Source organism: Micromonospora sp. WMMD998, assembly GCF_029581235.1.
In the GTDB taxonomy this organism is placed as follows: Bacteria; Actinomycetota; Actinomycetes; order Mycobacteriales; family Micromonosporaceae; genus Micromonospora.
In genome coordinates this window covers 5773080-5785434 of sequence record NZ_CP120740.1, presented here as the reverse complement: position 1 = coordinate 5785434, position 12355 = coordinate 5773080, and the positions used below count along the sequence as shown (strand labels likewise).

Here is a 12355-nt window from a genome sequence, read left to right as displayed (position 1 = left end):
GTTATTCTCGCGTTGCCCATCGTGCTGTCGAGGCGGCCTCCGTCGCCGGGTCGGTGGTGGCCGGCGACCGATCGGCAGGTTACGATCCGGCGCGGTGACGGGGCGGTAGCTCAGCCGGTTAGAGCAGGGGACTCATAATCCCTCGGTCGCGGGTTCGAACCCCGCCCGCCCCACCAGCAGGGACCGACGCCCAGAGTCCGCGCTGAGTCCGCAGCAGCACGAGGCGACAACGCTGCTAACGTCCCGCCGTGTCGATGTTTCGTGCTCCCCAAGTCATCCTCTTCAGTGAGGACGTTCTGCGCGCCGCCGAGTTCTACACCGGTCTCGGGTTCACGGAGACCTTTCGAGTGCCGACCGAGAGCGAGCCGATTCACGTCGATCTCGTGCTCGATGGCTACAAGATCGGCATCGCCTCGGTCGCCTCCACTCGCGATGATCACGGGCTCGACCCCGTACCGGAGGGTCAGCGGGCCGCGGTGATCCTCTGGACCGACGACACCACGCGCGCCTACGCCGACCTCGTCGCCAATGGCGCCCCCGCCTTGGCCGCACCTCACACATGGCTCGATCGTCTGTTGATCGCATGGACCGCCGACCCGGACGGCAACCCCATCCAGATCGTCCAGCACCTCTGACGCACGGTGCCGACGCGCCCGGCTTGACGAAGCGTCGAGCCGGGCGCGTCGAGCGAGCTAGGCCACGAAGCGGGAACGGCGTCGGCGGCCGATCACGAAGCCCGCGCCGCCGAGGAGCAGGAGCACCCCACCGATGCCGGCCACGGTCGCGGTGTCGGTGCCGGTCACGGGCAGCCCGCCGCCCTCGCCGCCGCCGGGGGCACCCGGGGTCACGGCGGGAGCGGAGGTCGGCACGACTGTCGTCGTGGTGCTCGGCGTCGGCGTCGGCGTCGGCGTCGGAGTGGGTTGTGCCGTCGTCGGCGTCGGCGTCGGCGTGGGCGTGGACGCGCAGTCAAGCTCCCGTGCGATGTACAGGCCGTAGTTCAGGTACACCAGGTAGGCATCGATGCTCGGGTCGTCGAGCACCTTCTGCGTGGCCGCCTGAACGTTGGGACCAGCATCCGTCAGCGTCCGCACCACCGTGACGCGCAGCGCCACCGACCAGGCGCTCTGCACGCCCGTCTTGAGGAACGCGCGCAGCTCGTCCTCGGAGCCCTTCAGCGCCTTCTGGATGGCGTCCGGCAGAACCGGCAACGACTCGGCGTTCGCCTCGGCCAGGATCTGGGCGGTCAACACACGCAACTCGGTGTTGCTGGCGGTGTCCAGGTCGATGGTGATGAGGTCCCGGATGTCCTTGTAGACCTTGCGCTCGACCGTCTGGCAGGCCGAGTCGAGCCCGGGATGGCCGGTTTGCGCCAGAGCCGGTGCCGCCGGAATCAGCAAGGCCAGCGCCATGAGGACGCCGGCCGGAATCTTCCATCGCATGTAGATCTTCCTCCCCGTTGGACAAACACGGAGATGCTACCGACAGCGGCCGGCGCGCACGTACCCATCGACATATAGCGATGCGAGAGTGGCGGCCTACCGGGGGCGTCTTGCCCGGTCGCCCCGCCGCTCCGGATCTCCGGCGGACGGCAGCGGCACCACACGCTCGTCGTGCGCCCTGATCTCCGCGCGGAAGCGGTGGGCGGCCGGATGCCAGATCTCCTCGAACGGCCCCATGACGTTGTCGCCGATGCCGCGGCGACGGACCCGGGCCGCCAGCCATGCGAGGAGGCCCACGACGGTTGCCAGGCATCCAGCGACCAGCACGATCGCCAGAAGCTCATCCACCGTCCCAGCCTAGACCTCGTGACCTCACGTGCGGCGGGGCCGCGCAACCGGGCGCGCGTGCGGCATGCTGTCCGTCATGGCGATCTTCGACCCGAAGGCGGACCTGCTCGACTATCTGCGCGGGGCACGTGAGGCGGTGGTGTGGAAGCTCGACGGGCTCAGCGAATACGACGCGCGCCGTCCGCTGACGCCCACCGGGACGAACCTGCTGGGCCTGGTCAAGCACCTGGCCCGCGGCGAGTTCGGATACTTCGGTGAGACCTTCGGACGCCCGAGTGACGCCGTACCCCGATGGCCCGAGGGGGAGGAGGCGTGGGAGGCATGGGTGCTGCCGACGGAGTCGCGCGAATCCGTCGTCGACCTGTACCGGCGCGCCTGGGCGCACGCGGACGCGACGATCGAGGCGTTGCCACTGGACGCGGTCGGGCGGGTGCCGTGGTGGGGCGACGGCGGCGACGTGACGCTGCATCAGATCCTGGTCCATGTGACCGCCGAGACGCAGCGCCACGCCGGTCATGCCGACATCGTTCGGGAGTTGATCGACGGCGCGGTCGGTCTTCTTCCCGCGACCACCAACGTGCCGGCGTCCGACGCCGCGACCCGGGCCGCGCATCGGGACATGGTGGAGCGGAACGCGCGGGAGGCGGCCGGCCGGTGAGGCTTACTGGTCAATTGCAGGTCATGAGGATGCGCGTCGGGTGATCCGCTTGATCGGACGGCGCTTGTCCGCCCGCGCCGCAGGCAGGGCCTGCGTCAGCTGCTTCCCGGGCCGGCCGGCCATGTCCTGCGCTGCCGGCGAGTGACGCACCGTCTGAGGCGCCGCGCGAGAGTATCCGACGCCGCCGAAAGTGCCTGTTCCCCTCCCTCATCTTCATCCGGTTCGGGAAGAAGAACAAGACTGGTTATTAGCCCGTGATGTCGGCATTGTCTATCGGCATGGCGATCAAGAATCGCAACGTGAACCTCGCGAGCCGGCTGTCGCACGTGCGCTGGCTGGCGGGAGGCACCGGAACGGGCAAGAGCACACTCGCCCGCGCGCTGGCCGAGCGCCACGACGTGCTGATCTACGACGGTGACCGCGGGGAGCGCGGCTACGTCGGTCGGTGTAACGCCGCGGAGCAGCCCTACCTGTGGGCGTTACTGCACGCCTCGGACGCGCAGCGGTGGAACGGCCGCAGCGCGCAGGATGTCTTCGCGTCGATGCCGAGCCTGCACGGTGAGACGTTCGGCTTCGTGGTGGACGACCTGCTGGCGCTGCCCGCGGACCGGCCCGTCCTGGTCGACGACTTCCGCACGCTGCCCCGTGAGGTCGCCCCGCTGCTGACATGGCCGGAGCAGGCGGCGTTCCTGCTGCCCACGCCGACGTTCCGGCACGCGGCGCTACGCGCGCGGTTCGCCGACCCGGTCCGGGCTCGGGCGAACTGGGGCGACAGCGACCACGGTGAGGCGCTCGCCCTGCGACTGGCCCGCGACGAGCTGTGGGACGCCGAAGTCTGCCGCCAGGCCGCGCAGTCAGGTCTGTCGGTGGTGACCGTCGACGGCTCGCGGGACGTGCGCGACCTGGCCGACGACCTCGCCGCCCGATTCCGTCTCGGCCGATGAACCGCCGGGTCCGGCGGTCGCCCGTCCTTGCCGCAGCAGGTCCGGTCACGTAGCGTCAGCGATCGTGAACACCGGACCGGCTCGACGCCACGCACGGATTGGCGACCCGGTGGAGGGCTGACCGCACGGCGGGTGCGCGATCAGCACCCTTCCGGCTCGGCACGTGGACCCCCCCTGCGGCTTGCGCAGCGAAGGTTCCCATTCGTGTCGAGCACCGCGAGGTCAACCACATGACAGTTTCGTTCAACCACACGATCATCGCCACCCGGGACCGCGACGCCTCGGCCCGGTTCTTCCGGGAACTGCTGGAACTGCCGGCGGCCCCGTCCTGGGGCCCGTTCACCAACGTCCAGCTCACCGACGGCGTGCTGCTCCAGTTCGCCGAGCCGCCGGTGGAGATCCAGATGCAGCACTATGCGTTCCTGATCGACGACGACCTCTTCGACCGCGCCTATCGGCGGCTGTGCGACCAGGGCGTCGAGCACTGGGCCGACCCGCAGATGCGACGCCCCGGCGAGATCAACAACGAGCACGGCGGCCGGGGTGTCTACTTCAAGGACCCCGCGGGCCATGCCATCGAGCTGATCACCCGCCCGTACCTGTAGTTGTCACGCTCCGCCGGCCGGGCGCCGAACGCGGCGCCCGGCCGGCGGATCACCTCCTGCACGCGGCGCGACCGGGTGTCACGCCTCCCCGATGCTTGCGGTGCGACGACGGTGGCGAGGTGCGTCGATCTCGTCGAGCAGCGCGATCGCGAAGTCCGCGTAGCTGATCCTGCTGGCCGGATCGCCGTGCTCGGCGAGCCGGTAACGCCCGGTGCGGGTGCCGGCGTGGTCGAAGTCGCCGGCGGGCGCCACGTACGCCCAGTCGAGGTCGCACGTCCGCAGCTCCGCGAGGCCCGCCGCGTGACCCAGGTAGAAGGGGCGATGCTCGTTCGGGAAGCCGGGTTCGTCCATCAGGGCGCCGCCGGACGCCCCGGGAAGGACCGGCGCGAGGCCGACCACCACCAGACGGCGTACGTCCGCCTTCGCCAGCCCGGTGGCCAGGGCGCGGGAGGAGGCGGTGAAGAAGTCGTACGGCGGCACGGTCAGGTCCACCGCCGCGCTGATCGCCGCGTCGTGTCCGGTGGCCACCCGTGCGACGTCTGCCGCGTCCGTGACGTCACCCGCCACCACCCGCGCGTCGGCCATGTCACGGTGGCGTGCCGGGTCGCGTACCACGGCGGTGACCTGGTGGCCGCGCCGCCGTGCCTCGGCGACGGCCTGCCGCCCGGCGCGACCGCCGGCGCCGAAGATCACGATGTCCATCACGGTTCGCCTCTCACGGGGCCGGAACCTTCACGCCCGGCCGGTTCCGCCGACGCTAACGACAGCCGTGGTTACCTCGGGGATACCGGCTATCGTCAGCGACATGAGGCAACCGCTGCCCGCCGACATGTTCGACGAGCTGTGCCCGTCCTCGCTCAACCCGATCCGGTTCGGCGACAAGTGGGCGGCGCTCATCATCCGGTGCCTGGAGGGTGGGCCGCGCCGGTTCTCCGAGCTTCGCGTGCCACTGCGCCGGGTCACCCCGAAAGTGCTCACCCGGTCGCTGCGCGCCCTCGAACGCGACGGTCTGGTCAGGCGCACGGTCCACGCCGGGCGTGCCTCGCACGTCGAGTACGAGTTGACGCCTGTCGGTCGCAGCATGCTCGGCCCGATCGAGGTGGCGTGCGCCTGGACCGAGAGGCACTGGGACGAGCTGCTCGACGCCCGGGAGTCGTACGACAGAGCCAACCGCCGGGACCGGTGACGTCCCGAGCCGGTCTACGGCGTGTCGGGCAGGGCCGCGGTCACGTCCAGCTCGACCAGTTGCCCGGGAAAGCCCAACTGGGCGACGCCGAGCAGGGTGCTCGCGGTGGTGAACGCGGGCGCCAGGGATGAGTCCAGGAAACGCTGCCACACCTGGGCGAGCACGGACCGGTCGGCGCTCACCACATAGATCACGGTACGCACGACGTGCTTCGGGCCCGCGCCGACCGACCGGAGCACGGCCAGCGCGTTGGCGGCGACCTGGTCGACCTGGGCGTCGACGTCGTCCGCCCCGACCAGCGCGCCGGCCGCGTCCAGCGGGCACTGGCCGGCGAGATAGGCGGTACGCCCGGCGGGAACGACGGTGACGTGGTGGTATCCCGGGGTGGAGTGCACGCCCTCGGGGTTGGCGCGAACGATGGTCATGGTCCGCAGCATCGCTGACCGACCCGTCGGTGTCACCGCATTTCCCCGGCGTGGTGGAGGATCGGCGGATGAGGTTTCCACTGTCGACACCACCGACGATCATCGCCGGCACCATCGCCGCCAGACCTCAGCCGACACTCACCGCCGTCGGCGACGTCGTCCTGCGACCCTGGGAGGCCGCCGACGCGCCGACGTTCTTCGCCGCCTACCAGGATCCGGAGATCCAGCGCTGGCACACCCGTCGGCCCGGGTCCGAGGAGCAGGTCCGAGAATGGTTCGAGCACTGCCGCCAGGCCTGGACGCGGGAGACGGGGGCGAGTTGGGCGATGACCCGGGGCGGCGGCGAGGTGCTGGGACGGATGGCCGTGGGCGGCTGGAACCTCGCCGACGGGGTGGCCGGCTGCGCGTACTGGGTGGTCCCCACCGCCCGTGGAGCGGGCGTGGCCTCGCGGGCGTTGCGGGCGGTCAGCGCCTGGGCCCTCGCCGAGGGTCGCTTCCACCGTCTGTACCTGGACCACTCCACCCGCAACCACGCCTCCTGCCGGGTCGCGGTGAAGGCCGGGTTCCGCCTGGAGGGCACCAAGCGCAGCGACGCCGTCCACGCCGACGGCCGCCACGACATGCATCTGCACGCCCGCGTCCGCGGCGACGAGTGACTGCGGTGAGCTGCGGCGGCACCCCGTGTTGGCGCCCTTCCTTGCACTAGCGTGGGAAGGGTGGGAAAGCATGCTGCGAGCTACGAGCCGCTGACCGTGGCGCGCCTGGGGGCTCTGCTCACCGGTGCGGACGACAGTCGGCGGTGGCGGTTGGTGGCGGAGTTCCTGGAGGAATACCGCTGGGAGCCCCGTGAAGACCGCGGGACACTGTTGGACGGCGAACCCGCATACACGGGAGACGAGCACTGGGACGTGTTCCTCGCTGCCCTGGCCGAGCACCTGAGCGCGAAGGATGGGCGCGGCGCGCCGTCGTGGGTCGAGACACGGTCGTTGCGCAGGTTCTGGTTCCCGTTCAACACGAGCGCCGCCCGGGTGGATGCGGTCGTCCACGCTCCGGCCGCCTTCCGCCGCCGTGGTGTCTACGTCTCGGCGCACGAGTTGGATGTGGCATGAACTCTGATGATCCGCTCCTGGACCGTCTCGCGATCGAGGATGCCTTCCGCAGGCTCGGTGACCGCCTGGTGAAGCGCGGCGGGCGGGATGTTCGGGCCGCTGGAAGTCCGCGGCGACGAGTGAACGCCTACGCCCACGGCGGCGGGTGACGCCGTACGTAGTCGCGCGCCGGGGGGAGGGGGCCGTGCCAATACTGGTGCGGCATGCGTGAGAAGTGCGCCCGGCAGAACGCGGCCAGGTCGTCCCCGATCGTCACCCGGTCCAGCGGGCGCACTTCGAAGTCCTGGTTGGACGCGAACAGGTCCGGCTCCGGGTTCCAACCGGAGTGGTGCAGCGGGCGGTGTGGTCGCGCCTCACCAGGGACCAGCGGGTCGTGGTGGTCGCCGCCCTGGGTCTGGCGCTGACGGTCACCCCGGCCCTCGGCGCCCCTCGTTATCGCGTCCGCCTCGTTCGTCATCATCTTCACGCAGGTCTTCGCCGCACCGGACTGAGACCAGCCGGCTCGCCCATCCCGTCGATCTTGGACTTGTGGTGCCAGGGAATGCGGCGAAGGTGGCTTTTGTGAGGTGCCACAAGTCCATGATCGGCGCGGACGGCGGGGCGCGTCCTGCGTCGCGCTGCGCAGGTCGTACCGGATGACCTGGCCGGGGGGCGCGGGTGAGAGAGTGACAGCGTGCGGGTGGGGATCCTCGGGCCGTTGGAGGTCCGCGACGGCGGGCAGGCGGTCGACGTCGCCGGGGCGCGGCTGCGGGCGCTGCTGATCCGCCTCGCCCTGGACCCGGGCCGCCCGGTGAGCGTGCCGGCGCTGGCCGAGGCGCTCTGGGCGGACGCGCCGCCCGCCGACACCGCGAACGCGGTGCAGACGCTCGTGTCCCGGTTGCGCCGGGCCGTCCCCGGGCTCGGGGTACGCAGCGGTCCGGCCGGCTACCGGCTCGACCTGGACCCCGACGACGTGGACGCCGAGCGGTTCGCGCGACTGGCCCGCGCGGGCCGGGAGGCGTTGCGCGCCGGGGACGCCGACACCGCCCTCGCCACGCTGCGGGACGCGCTGGCGCTGTGGCGGGGCCCGGCGCTGGCCGAGGTGGCCGACGCGCCCTACGCGACGGCCGCCGGGGCGCGGCTGGCCGAGTTGCGCCTCACCGCGCAGGAGGACCGGATCGAGGCGGAGCTGGCCATCGGCCGGCCGGAGTTGCTCGTCGCCGAGCTGGACGAGCTGACCGCCGCGCATCCGCTGCGGGAGCGGCTGGCCGCGCTGCACCTGCGGACGCTCGCCGCCGCCGGGCGACCCGCCGAGGCGCTGGCCGCGTACGAGCGGGTCCGGGCACGGCTCGCCGACGAGCTGGGCGTGGACCCCTCGCCCGAGCTGCGGGCGGCACACCTGGCCCTGCTGCGGGGTGACGCGGCCCCGCCGCCGGTGGCCGCCGCGCCGCGCGGGAACCTGCGCGCCGCGCTCACCACGTTCGTCGGGCGGGACGAGGACCTGGGCCGGCTCACCGGGCTGATCGCTGACAACCGGCTGGTCACGCTGATCGGGCCGGGCGGGGCGGGCAAGACCCGACTGGCGACCGTCGCGGCGGGACGGCTGACCGGTCGCGCATCCGGTGGGGCCTGGCTGGTCGAGCTGGCGCCGATCACCGACCCGGCCGACGTGCCGCGCGCCGTGCTCGACACGCTCGGCCGGCGGGACCGGACGCGGGAACCGGCTCGGGCGACCGCGCGCGACACGCTCGGACGACTGGTCGACGCGATCGCCGCCGAGGAGACGCTGATCGTGCTGGACAACTGCGAGCACGTCGTCGAGGCCGCCGCCCGGCTCGCCGAGGAGCTGCTCGGCCGCTGCCCGGGGCTGCGGGTGCTGGCCACGTCCCGCGAGCCGCTGGGCATCGTCGGTGAGGCGCTGGAGCCCGTACCGCCGTTGCGCCTGCCGCCGGTCGACGTCACCGCCGCCGACGCGGTCGCGTACCCGTCGGTGCAGTTGCTGCGCGACCGGGCCGTGGCCGTGCGCGCCGGCTTCGCGGTGACCGGCGACAACGTCGCGGACGTGGTGGAGATCTGCCGCCGCCTGGACGGCCTGCCGCTCGCCATCGAGCTGGCCGCGGCGCGGCTGCGGACGCTCTCGCCGCGGCAGGTCGCGGCCGGTCTGGACGACCGGTTCCGGCTGCTGACCGGCGGCAGCCGGACCGCGCTGCCCCGGCACCGGACGCTGCGGGCGGTGGTGGACTGGAGCTGGGGGCTGCTCACCGGCGACGAGCGCCGGCTGGCCGAGCGGCTCGCCGTGTTTCCCGCCTCGGTCACCGCCGACTCGGCGGCCGGCGTCGCCGGCCCGGCCGCCGCCGCGCTGCTGGACGCGCTCGTCGACAAGTCGCTGCTCCAGGTGGTCGGCGACGGGCGGTTCCGGATGCTGGAGACCATCCGGGAGTACGGGTTGGAGCGGCTCGCCGCCGCCGGGACGGCCGCCGAGGCGCGCGCCGCGCACGCGGCGTACTTCCGGGACCTGGTCCGGACCGCCGAGCCGCACCTGCGTACCGCCGGGCAGTTGCCCTGGCTGCGGTTGCTGACGGTGGAGCGGGAGAACATCGTCGGCGCGCTGCACTTCGCCTGCGACGCCGGTGACGCGGACACCGCGTTGCGGATCGGCGCGGCGCTGGCGCTGCCGTTGGTGATCTGGGGCGACGACGGCGGGATCGGCGGCGACGTGCTGGCCCGGGCGCTCGCGTTGCCCGGGCCGGCGCCGGTGGCGGAGCGGGCCGTGGTGCTCGCCATCCGGGTGATCACGGAGATGTTCCACAACGCCGCCGAGCCGACCGACGAGCAGGTCGCGGAACTGACCGCCGCCGTGCGGGCGGCGGAGGGCACGGACCATCCGATCGTGGCGCTGCTCGAACCGGCGCTGTCGATCTTCACCGATGACACGGCCGCCGGGATCGCCGCGGTGGACCGGGCGCGCGGGCATCCGGACCCGTGGACCGACGGGACGCTGCTGGCGATGCGCAGCCAGATCAGGGAGAACGACGGCGACGGCGAGGGCATGCTGCGCGATTCGATCCGCGCGATCGATGAGCTGCGCGTGGTCGGCGAGCGGTGGAGCCTGTCGATGGTGCTGAGCAACTACGCCGACGCGCTCACCAAGCGCGGCGACTTCGCGGCGGCGACCGCCGCGCTCGAGGAGTCGGCCCGGCTGGTCCGCGAACTCACCCCGGGCGCCGAGCCGGGCTTCCAGTTGATCTGGCTGGCGGCCATCCGGGCCCGCTCCGGTGACGTGGCCGGGGCCAAGGCCGAGTTGCGCCGGTTCGTCGCCGACCGGGTGGCCGACCGGGACGGCCGGGACGCCGCGTTCGGGCTGATGACGCTCGGCGACATCGCCCGGCTGGAGGGTTCGCTCGACGAGGCGCAGGAGTGCTTCGCCGACGCGATGCGCCGCCAGGATGCCGCGCCGATGGTCGCGCCGCAGTTCCGCGGGCTGCTGCTGGCCGCGATGAGCCACCTCGCGCTCGCCCGCGGCGACGTGCCGGGCGCACGCCGGTGCCTGACCGAGGCCACCGTCCGTGGCCTCGCCGCCCGGGACATGCCGGTGATCGCGGTGATGGCGGTCGGCTGGGTGGCGATCGCCGAGGCGGAGGGCCGGTACGAGCGGGCCGCGGAACTGCTCGGCACGTCCGACTCGCTGCGCGGCTGGCCGGACCGGTCCAACCCGGACGCGCAGCGGCTCGCCGAGCGGCTGCGCACCGAGCTGGGCGACGACGGGTACGCCGCCGCGTACGCCCGGGGGCACGGCCTGAGCCGGGCCGACGCCCTCGCGTTCGTGGGCGGCGACCCGGCTCGGTGAGACCGGTCAGGCGCGGCGCCGGTACGCGCGGACGGCGAGCGGCGCGCAGACCGCGATGATCGCCACGGTCCAGAGCAGCGACCGGGTCACCGGCCCGGCGACCGGACCGCCGATCATCAGACCCCGGGCCGCCTCCATCACGTCGGCCACCGGGTTCACCCCGACCCACCACTGCAACCAGCCGGGCAGCGTGTCGGTCGGCACCATCATGTTGGTGCCGAAGGTCAGCGGGAACAACACCAGGAACGCGGTGCCCTGCACGGCGCCGGGGCTGCGCATCACCATGCCGAGCAGGACGCCGATCCAGGTGACCGCGAACGCGAACGCGATGGTCAGCAGGCAGGCCGCGAGCGTGGACAGCGGATCGGTGCCGATCCGGAAGCCGATGGCGTAGCCGAACGCGAGCAGCACGGAGATCGAGACCACGAACCGGACCAGGTCGCCGACCACGGAGCCGACGAGCGGCGCGGACCGGGCGATCGGCAGGCTGCGGAACCTGTCGAAGACGCCCTTCTCGATGTCGGTGTTGAGGCTGACGCCGGTCGCGATGGACGCGAACAGCACGGTCTGCACCATGATCGCCGGCAGCAGGAACTGGAGGTAGGCGTGCTGCGAGCCGGAGATCGCGCCGCCCAGCAGGTAGACGAAGATCAGCACGAAGACGATCGGCTGGAGCGTCACGTCGAGCAGTTGCTCGGGCGTGCGCAGCGTCTTGATCAGACTGCGTTTGGCGAGCGCGAGGCTGTGCCGGGCCAGCCCGAACGGGCGGGAGCCGGCCCGGGGCGCGCTGGTGCGGGGCGGCGTGGCCGCCGTACGGGTGATCGTGGTCATGCCGCCACCTCCATGGGCTCCCCGGCGCCGTGGCCGGTCAGCGTGAAGAACACCTCGTCGAGACTGGGGAGGCGCAACGCCAGCTCCACCACGCCGATGCCGGCGTCGTCGAGCCGGCGGACCACCGCGGTGAACGTGGCGTCGTCGTCCACCGGCACGGTGAGCAGGCCGGGCCGGGGCAGCTCCGGATCGGTCCCGGTGCTGGCCCGCAGGATGTCGGCGACGTCGCCGATCCGGTCCGGCTCGGTCGGCCGGACCACGATGGTCTGGGTGCCGGCGATCCGCTTCAACTCGCCGGGCGTGCCGTGCGCGATCACCCGGCCGTGGTCGATCACCGAGATCTCGTCGGCGAGCGCGTCGGCCTCGTCCAGGTACTGCGTGGTCAGCAGCACCGTGGAGCCGTCGTCGACGAGCGAGCGGACCACGCCCCACATCTCCTCGCGCTTGGCCGGGTCCAGGCCGGTCGTCGGCTCGTCCAGATAGATCACGTCCGGCCGGCCGACCAGGCTCGCGGCCAGGTCCAGCCGGCGGCGCATGCCACCGGAGTACGTCTTGGCCGGGCGCCCGGCCGCCTCGGTCAGGTCGAACCAGGCGAGCAGCTCGGCCGCCCGGGCCCGGGCGTCGCGTCCGCTCAGGTCGAGCAGCCGGCCGATCAGCACCAGGTTCTGGGTGCCGGTCAGGTCCTCGTCGACCGAGGCGTACTGCCCGGTCAGCCCGATCATCCGGCGTACCTTCCCGGCGTCGGCGACCACGTCGTGGCCGCCGACCGTGGCCCGGCCCCCGTCCGGGCGCAGCAGGGTGGCGAGGATCCGCACCGCAGTGGTCTTGCCGGCGCCGTTCGGCCCCAGCACCCCCAGCACGGTCCCCCGTCGTGCGGCGAGGTCGATCCCGGCCAGCGCGGTCGTCGTACCGAACCGCTTGACCAGGCCCTCCGCCTCGAATGCGTATGTCATGGCACCGACCATGGCCGGTGCCGCTGGCAGC

At 72.6% G+C, this 12355-nt stretch carries 15 protein-coding genes and 1 tRNA gene; 9 read left to right on the top strand and 7 right to left on the bottom strand.

The annotated features are described in order from the left end of the window. Window positions 1-99 precede the first annotated feature (99 nt). Window positions 100-176 (top strand) — tRNA-Ile (locus O7619_RS26045). Between the two features lie 78 nt (window positions 177-254). Next, window positions 255-635, top strand: a complete 381-nt coding sequence (locus O7619_RS26040; protein ID WP_282288950.1) for a VOC family protein — start codon at window positions 255-257, stop codon at window positions 633-635. Window positions 636-692: 57 nt separating this feature from the next. On the opposite strand, the gene O7619_RS26035 is transcribed toward O7619_RS26040, so the two are convergent. Both O7619_RS26035 and O7619_RS26030 read right to left on the bottom strand, forming a co-directional pair. Then, entirely contained in the window at window positions 693-1439 is a 747-nt protein-coding gene (locus O7619_RS26035; RefSeq protein ID WP_282283985.1) for an ALF repeat-containing protein, read from the bottom strand. 96 nt (window positions 1440-1535) lie between these two features. After that, window positions 1536-1787, bottom strand: a complete 252-nt coding sequence (locus O7619_RS26030; RefSeq protein WP_282283984.1) for a hypothetical protein — start codon at window positions 1785-1787, stop codon at window positions 1536-1538. Between the two features lie 76 nt (window positions 1788-1863). On the opposite strand from O7619_RS26030, the gene O7619_RS26025 reads away from it, so the two are divergent. The 3 genes from O7619_RS26025 (at window position 1864) to O7619_RS26015 (ending at window position 3994) form a co-directional block, all read left to right on the top strand. Next, the gene (locus O7619_RS26025) at window positions 1864-2445 is read left to right on the top strand and encodes a DinB family protein (protein WP_282283983.1); all 582 of its coding nucleotides are present in this window, start codon (window positions 1864-1866) and stop codon (window positions 2443-2445) included. 278 nt (window positions 2446-2723) lie between these two features. Next, complete coding sequence (locus O7619_RS26020) at window positions 2724-3389, top strand: hypothetical protein (RefSeq protein WP_282283982.1); 666 nt, start codon at window positions 2724-2726, stop codon at window positions 3387-3389. 230 nt (window positions 3390-3619) lie between these two features. Beyond that, on the top strand, window positions 3620-3994 hold the full coding sequence (locus O7619_RS26015) for a VOC family protein (RefSeq protein WP_282283981.1): 375 nt from the start codon (window positions 3620-3622) through the stop codon (window positions 3992-3994). Between the two features lie 78 nt (window positions 3995-4072). On the opposite strand, the gene O7619_RS26010 is transcribed toward O7619_RS26015, so the two are convergent. After that, the gene (locus tag O7619_RS26010) at window positions 4073-4696 is read right to left on the bottom strand and encodes an NAD(P)H-binding protein (RefSeq protein WP_282283980.1); all 624 of its coding nucleotides are present in this window, start codon (window positions 4694-4696) and stop codon (window positions 4073-4075) included. Between the two features lie 103 nt (window positions 4697-4799). Here O7619_RS26010 and O7619_RS26005 point away from each other — a divergent pair, with 103 nt between their 5' ends. Further along, window positions 4800-5180 (top strand): helix-turn-helix domain-containing protein, encoded by a 381-nt coding sequence (locus O7619_RS26005; protein WP_282283979.1) that lies wholly within the window; start codon window positions 4800-4802, stop codon window positions 5178-5180. 14 nt (window positions 5181-5194) lie between these two features. On the opposite strand, the gene O7619_RS26000 is transcribed toward O7619_RS26005, so the two are convergent. Then, a complete protein-coding gene (locus O7619_RS26000) occupies window positions 5195-5605 on the bottom strand; it encodes a RidA family protein (RefSeq protein WP_282283977.1) in 411 nt (136 codons plus the stop codon). A gap of 68 nt (window positions 5606-5673) precedes the next feature. Between O7619_RS26000 and O7619_RS25995 the strand changes: the two genes are divergently transcribed. Together O7619_RS25995 and O7619_RS25990 are read left to right on the top strand one after the other, a co-directional pair. Further along, window positions 5674-6261, top strand: a complete 588-nt coding sequence (locus O7619_RS25995; RefSeq protein WP_282283976.1) for a GNAT family N-acetyltransferase — start codon at window positions 5674-5676, stop codon at window positions 6259-6261. A 60-nt stretch (window positions 6262-6321) separates the two neighbouring features. Then, entirely contained in the window at window positions 6322-6714 is a 393-nt protein-coding gene (locus O7619_RS25990; protein WP_282283975.1) for a hypothetical protein, read from the top strand. A gap of 127 nt (window positions 6715-6841) precedes the next feature. On the opposite strand, the gene O7619_RS25985 is transcribed toward O7619_RS25990, so the two are convergent. Then, window positions 6842-7174, bottom strand: coding sequence for a hypothetical protein (locus tag O7619_RS25985; protein ID WP_282288949.1), 333 nt, complete (start codon window positions 7172-7174; stop codon window positions 6842-6844). A gap of 213 nt (window positions 7175-7387) precedes the next feature. Between O7619_RS25985 and O7619_RS25980 the strand changes: the two genes are divergently transcribed. Next, a complete protein-coding gene (locus tag O7619_RS25980) occupies window positions 7388-10540 on the top strand; it encodes a BTAD domain-containing putative transcriptional regulator (protein WP_282283974.1) in 3153 nt (1050 codons plus the stop codon). Window positions 10541-10546: 6 nt separating this feature from the next. On the opposite strand, the gene O7619_RS25975 is transcribed toward O7619_RS25980, so the two are convergent. Together O7619_RS25975 and O7619_RS25970 are read right to left on the bottom strand one after the other, a co-directional pair. After that, a complete protein-coding gene (locus tag O7619_RS25975; RefSeq protein ID WP_282283972.1) occupies window positions 10547-11371 on the bottom strand; it encodes an ABC transporter permease in 825 nt (274 codons plus the stop codon). Further along, entirely contained in the window at window positions 11368-12324 is a 957-nt protein-coding gene (locus tag O7619_RS25970) for an ATP-binding cassette domain-containing protein (RefSeq protein WP_281587209.1), read from the bottom strand. The genes O7619_RS25975 and O7619_RS25970 overlap by 4 nt, the downstream gene beginning before the upstream one ends. Window positions 12325-12355 lie beyond the last annotated feature (31 nt).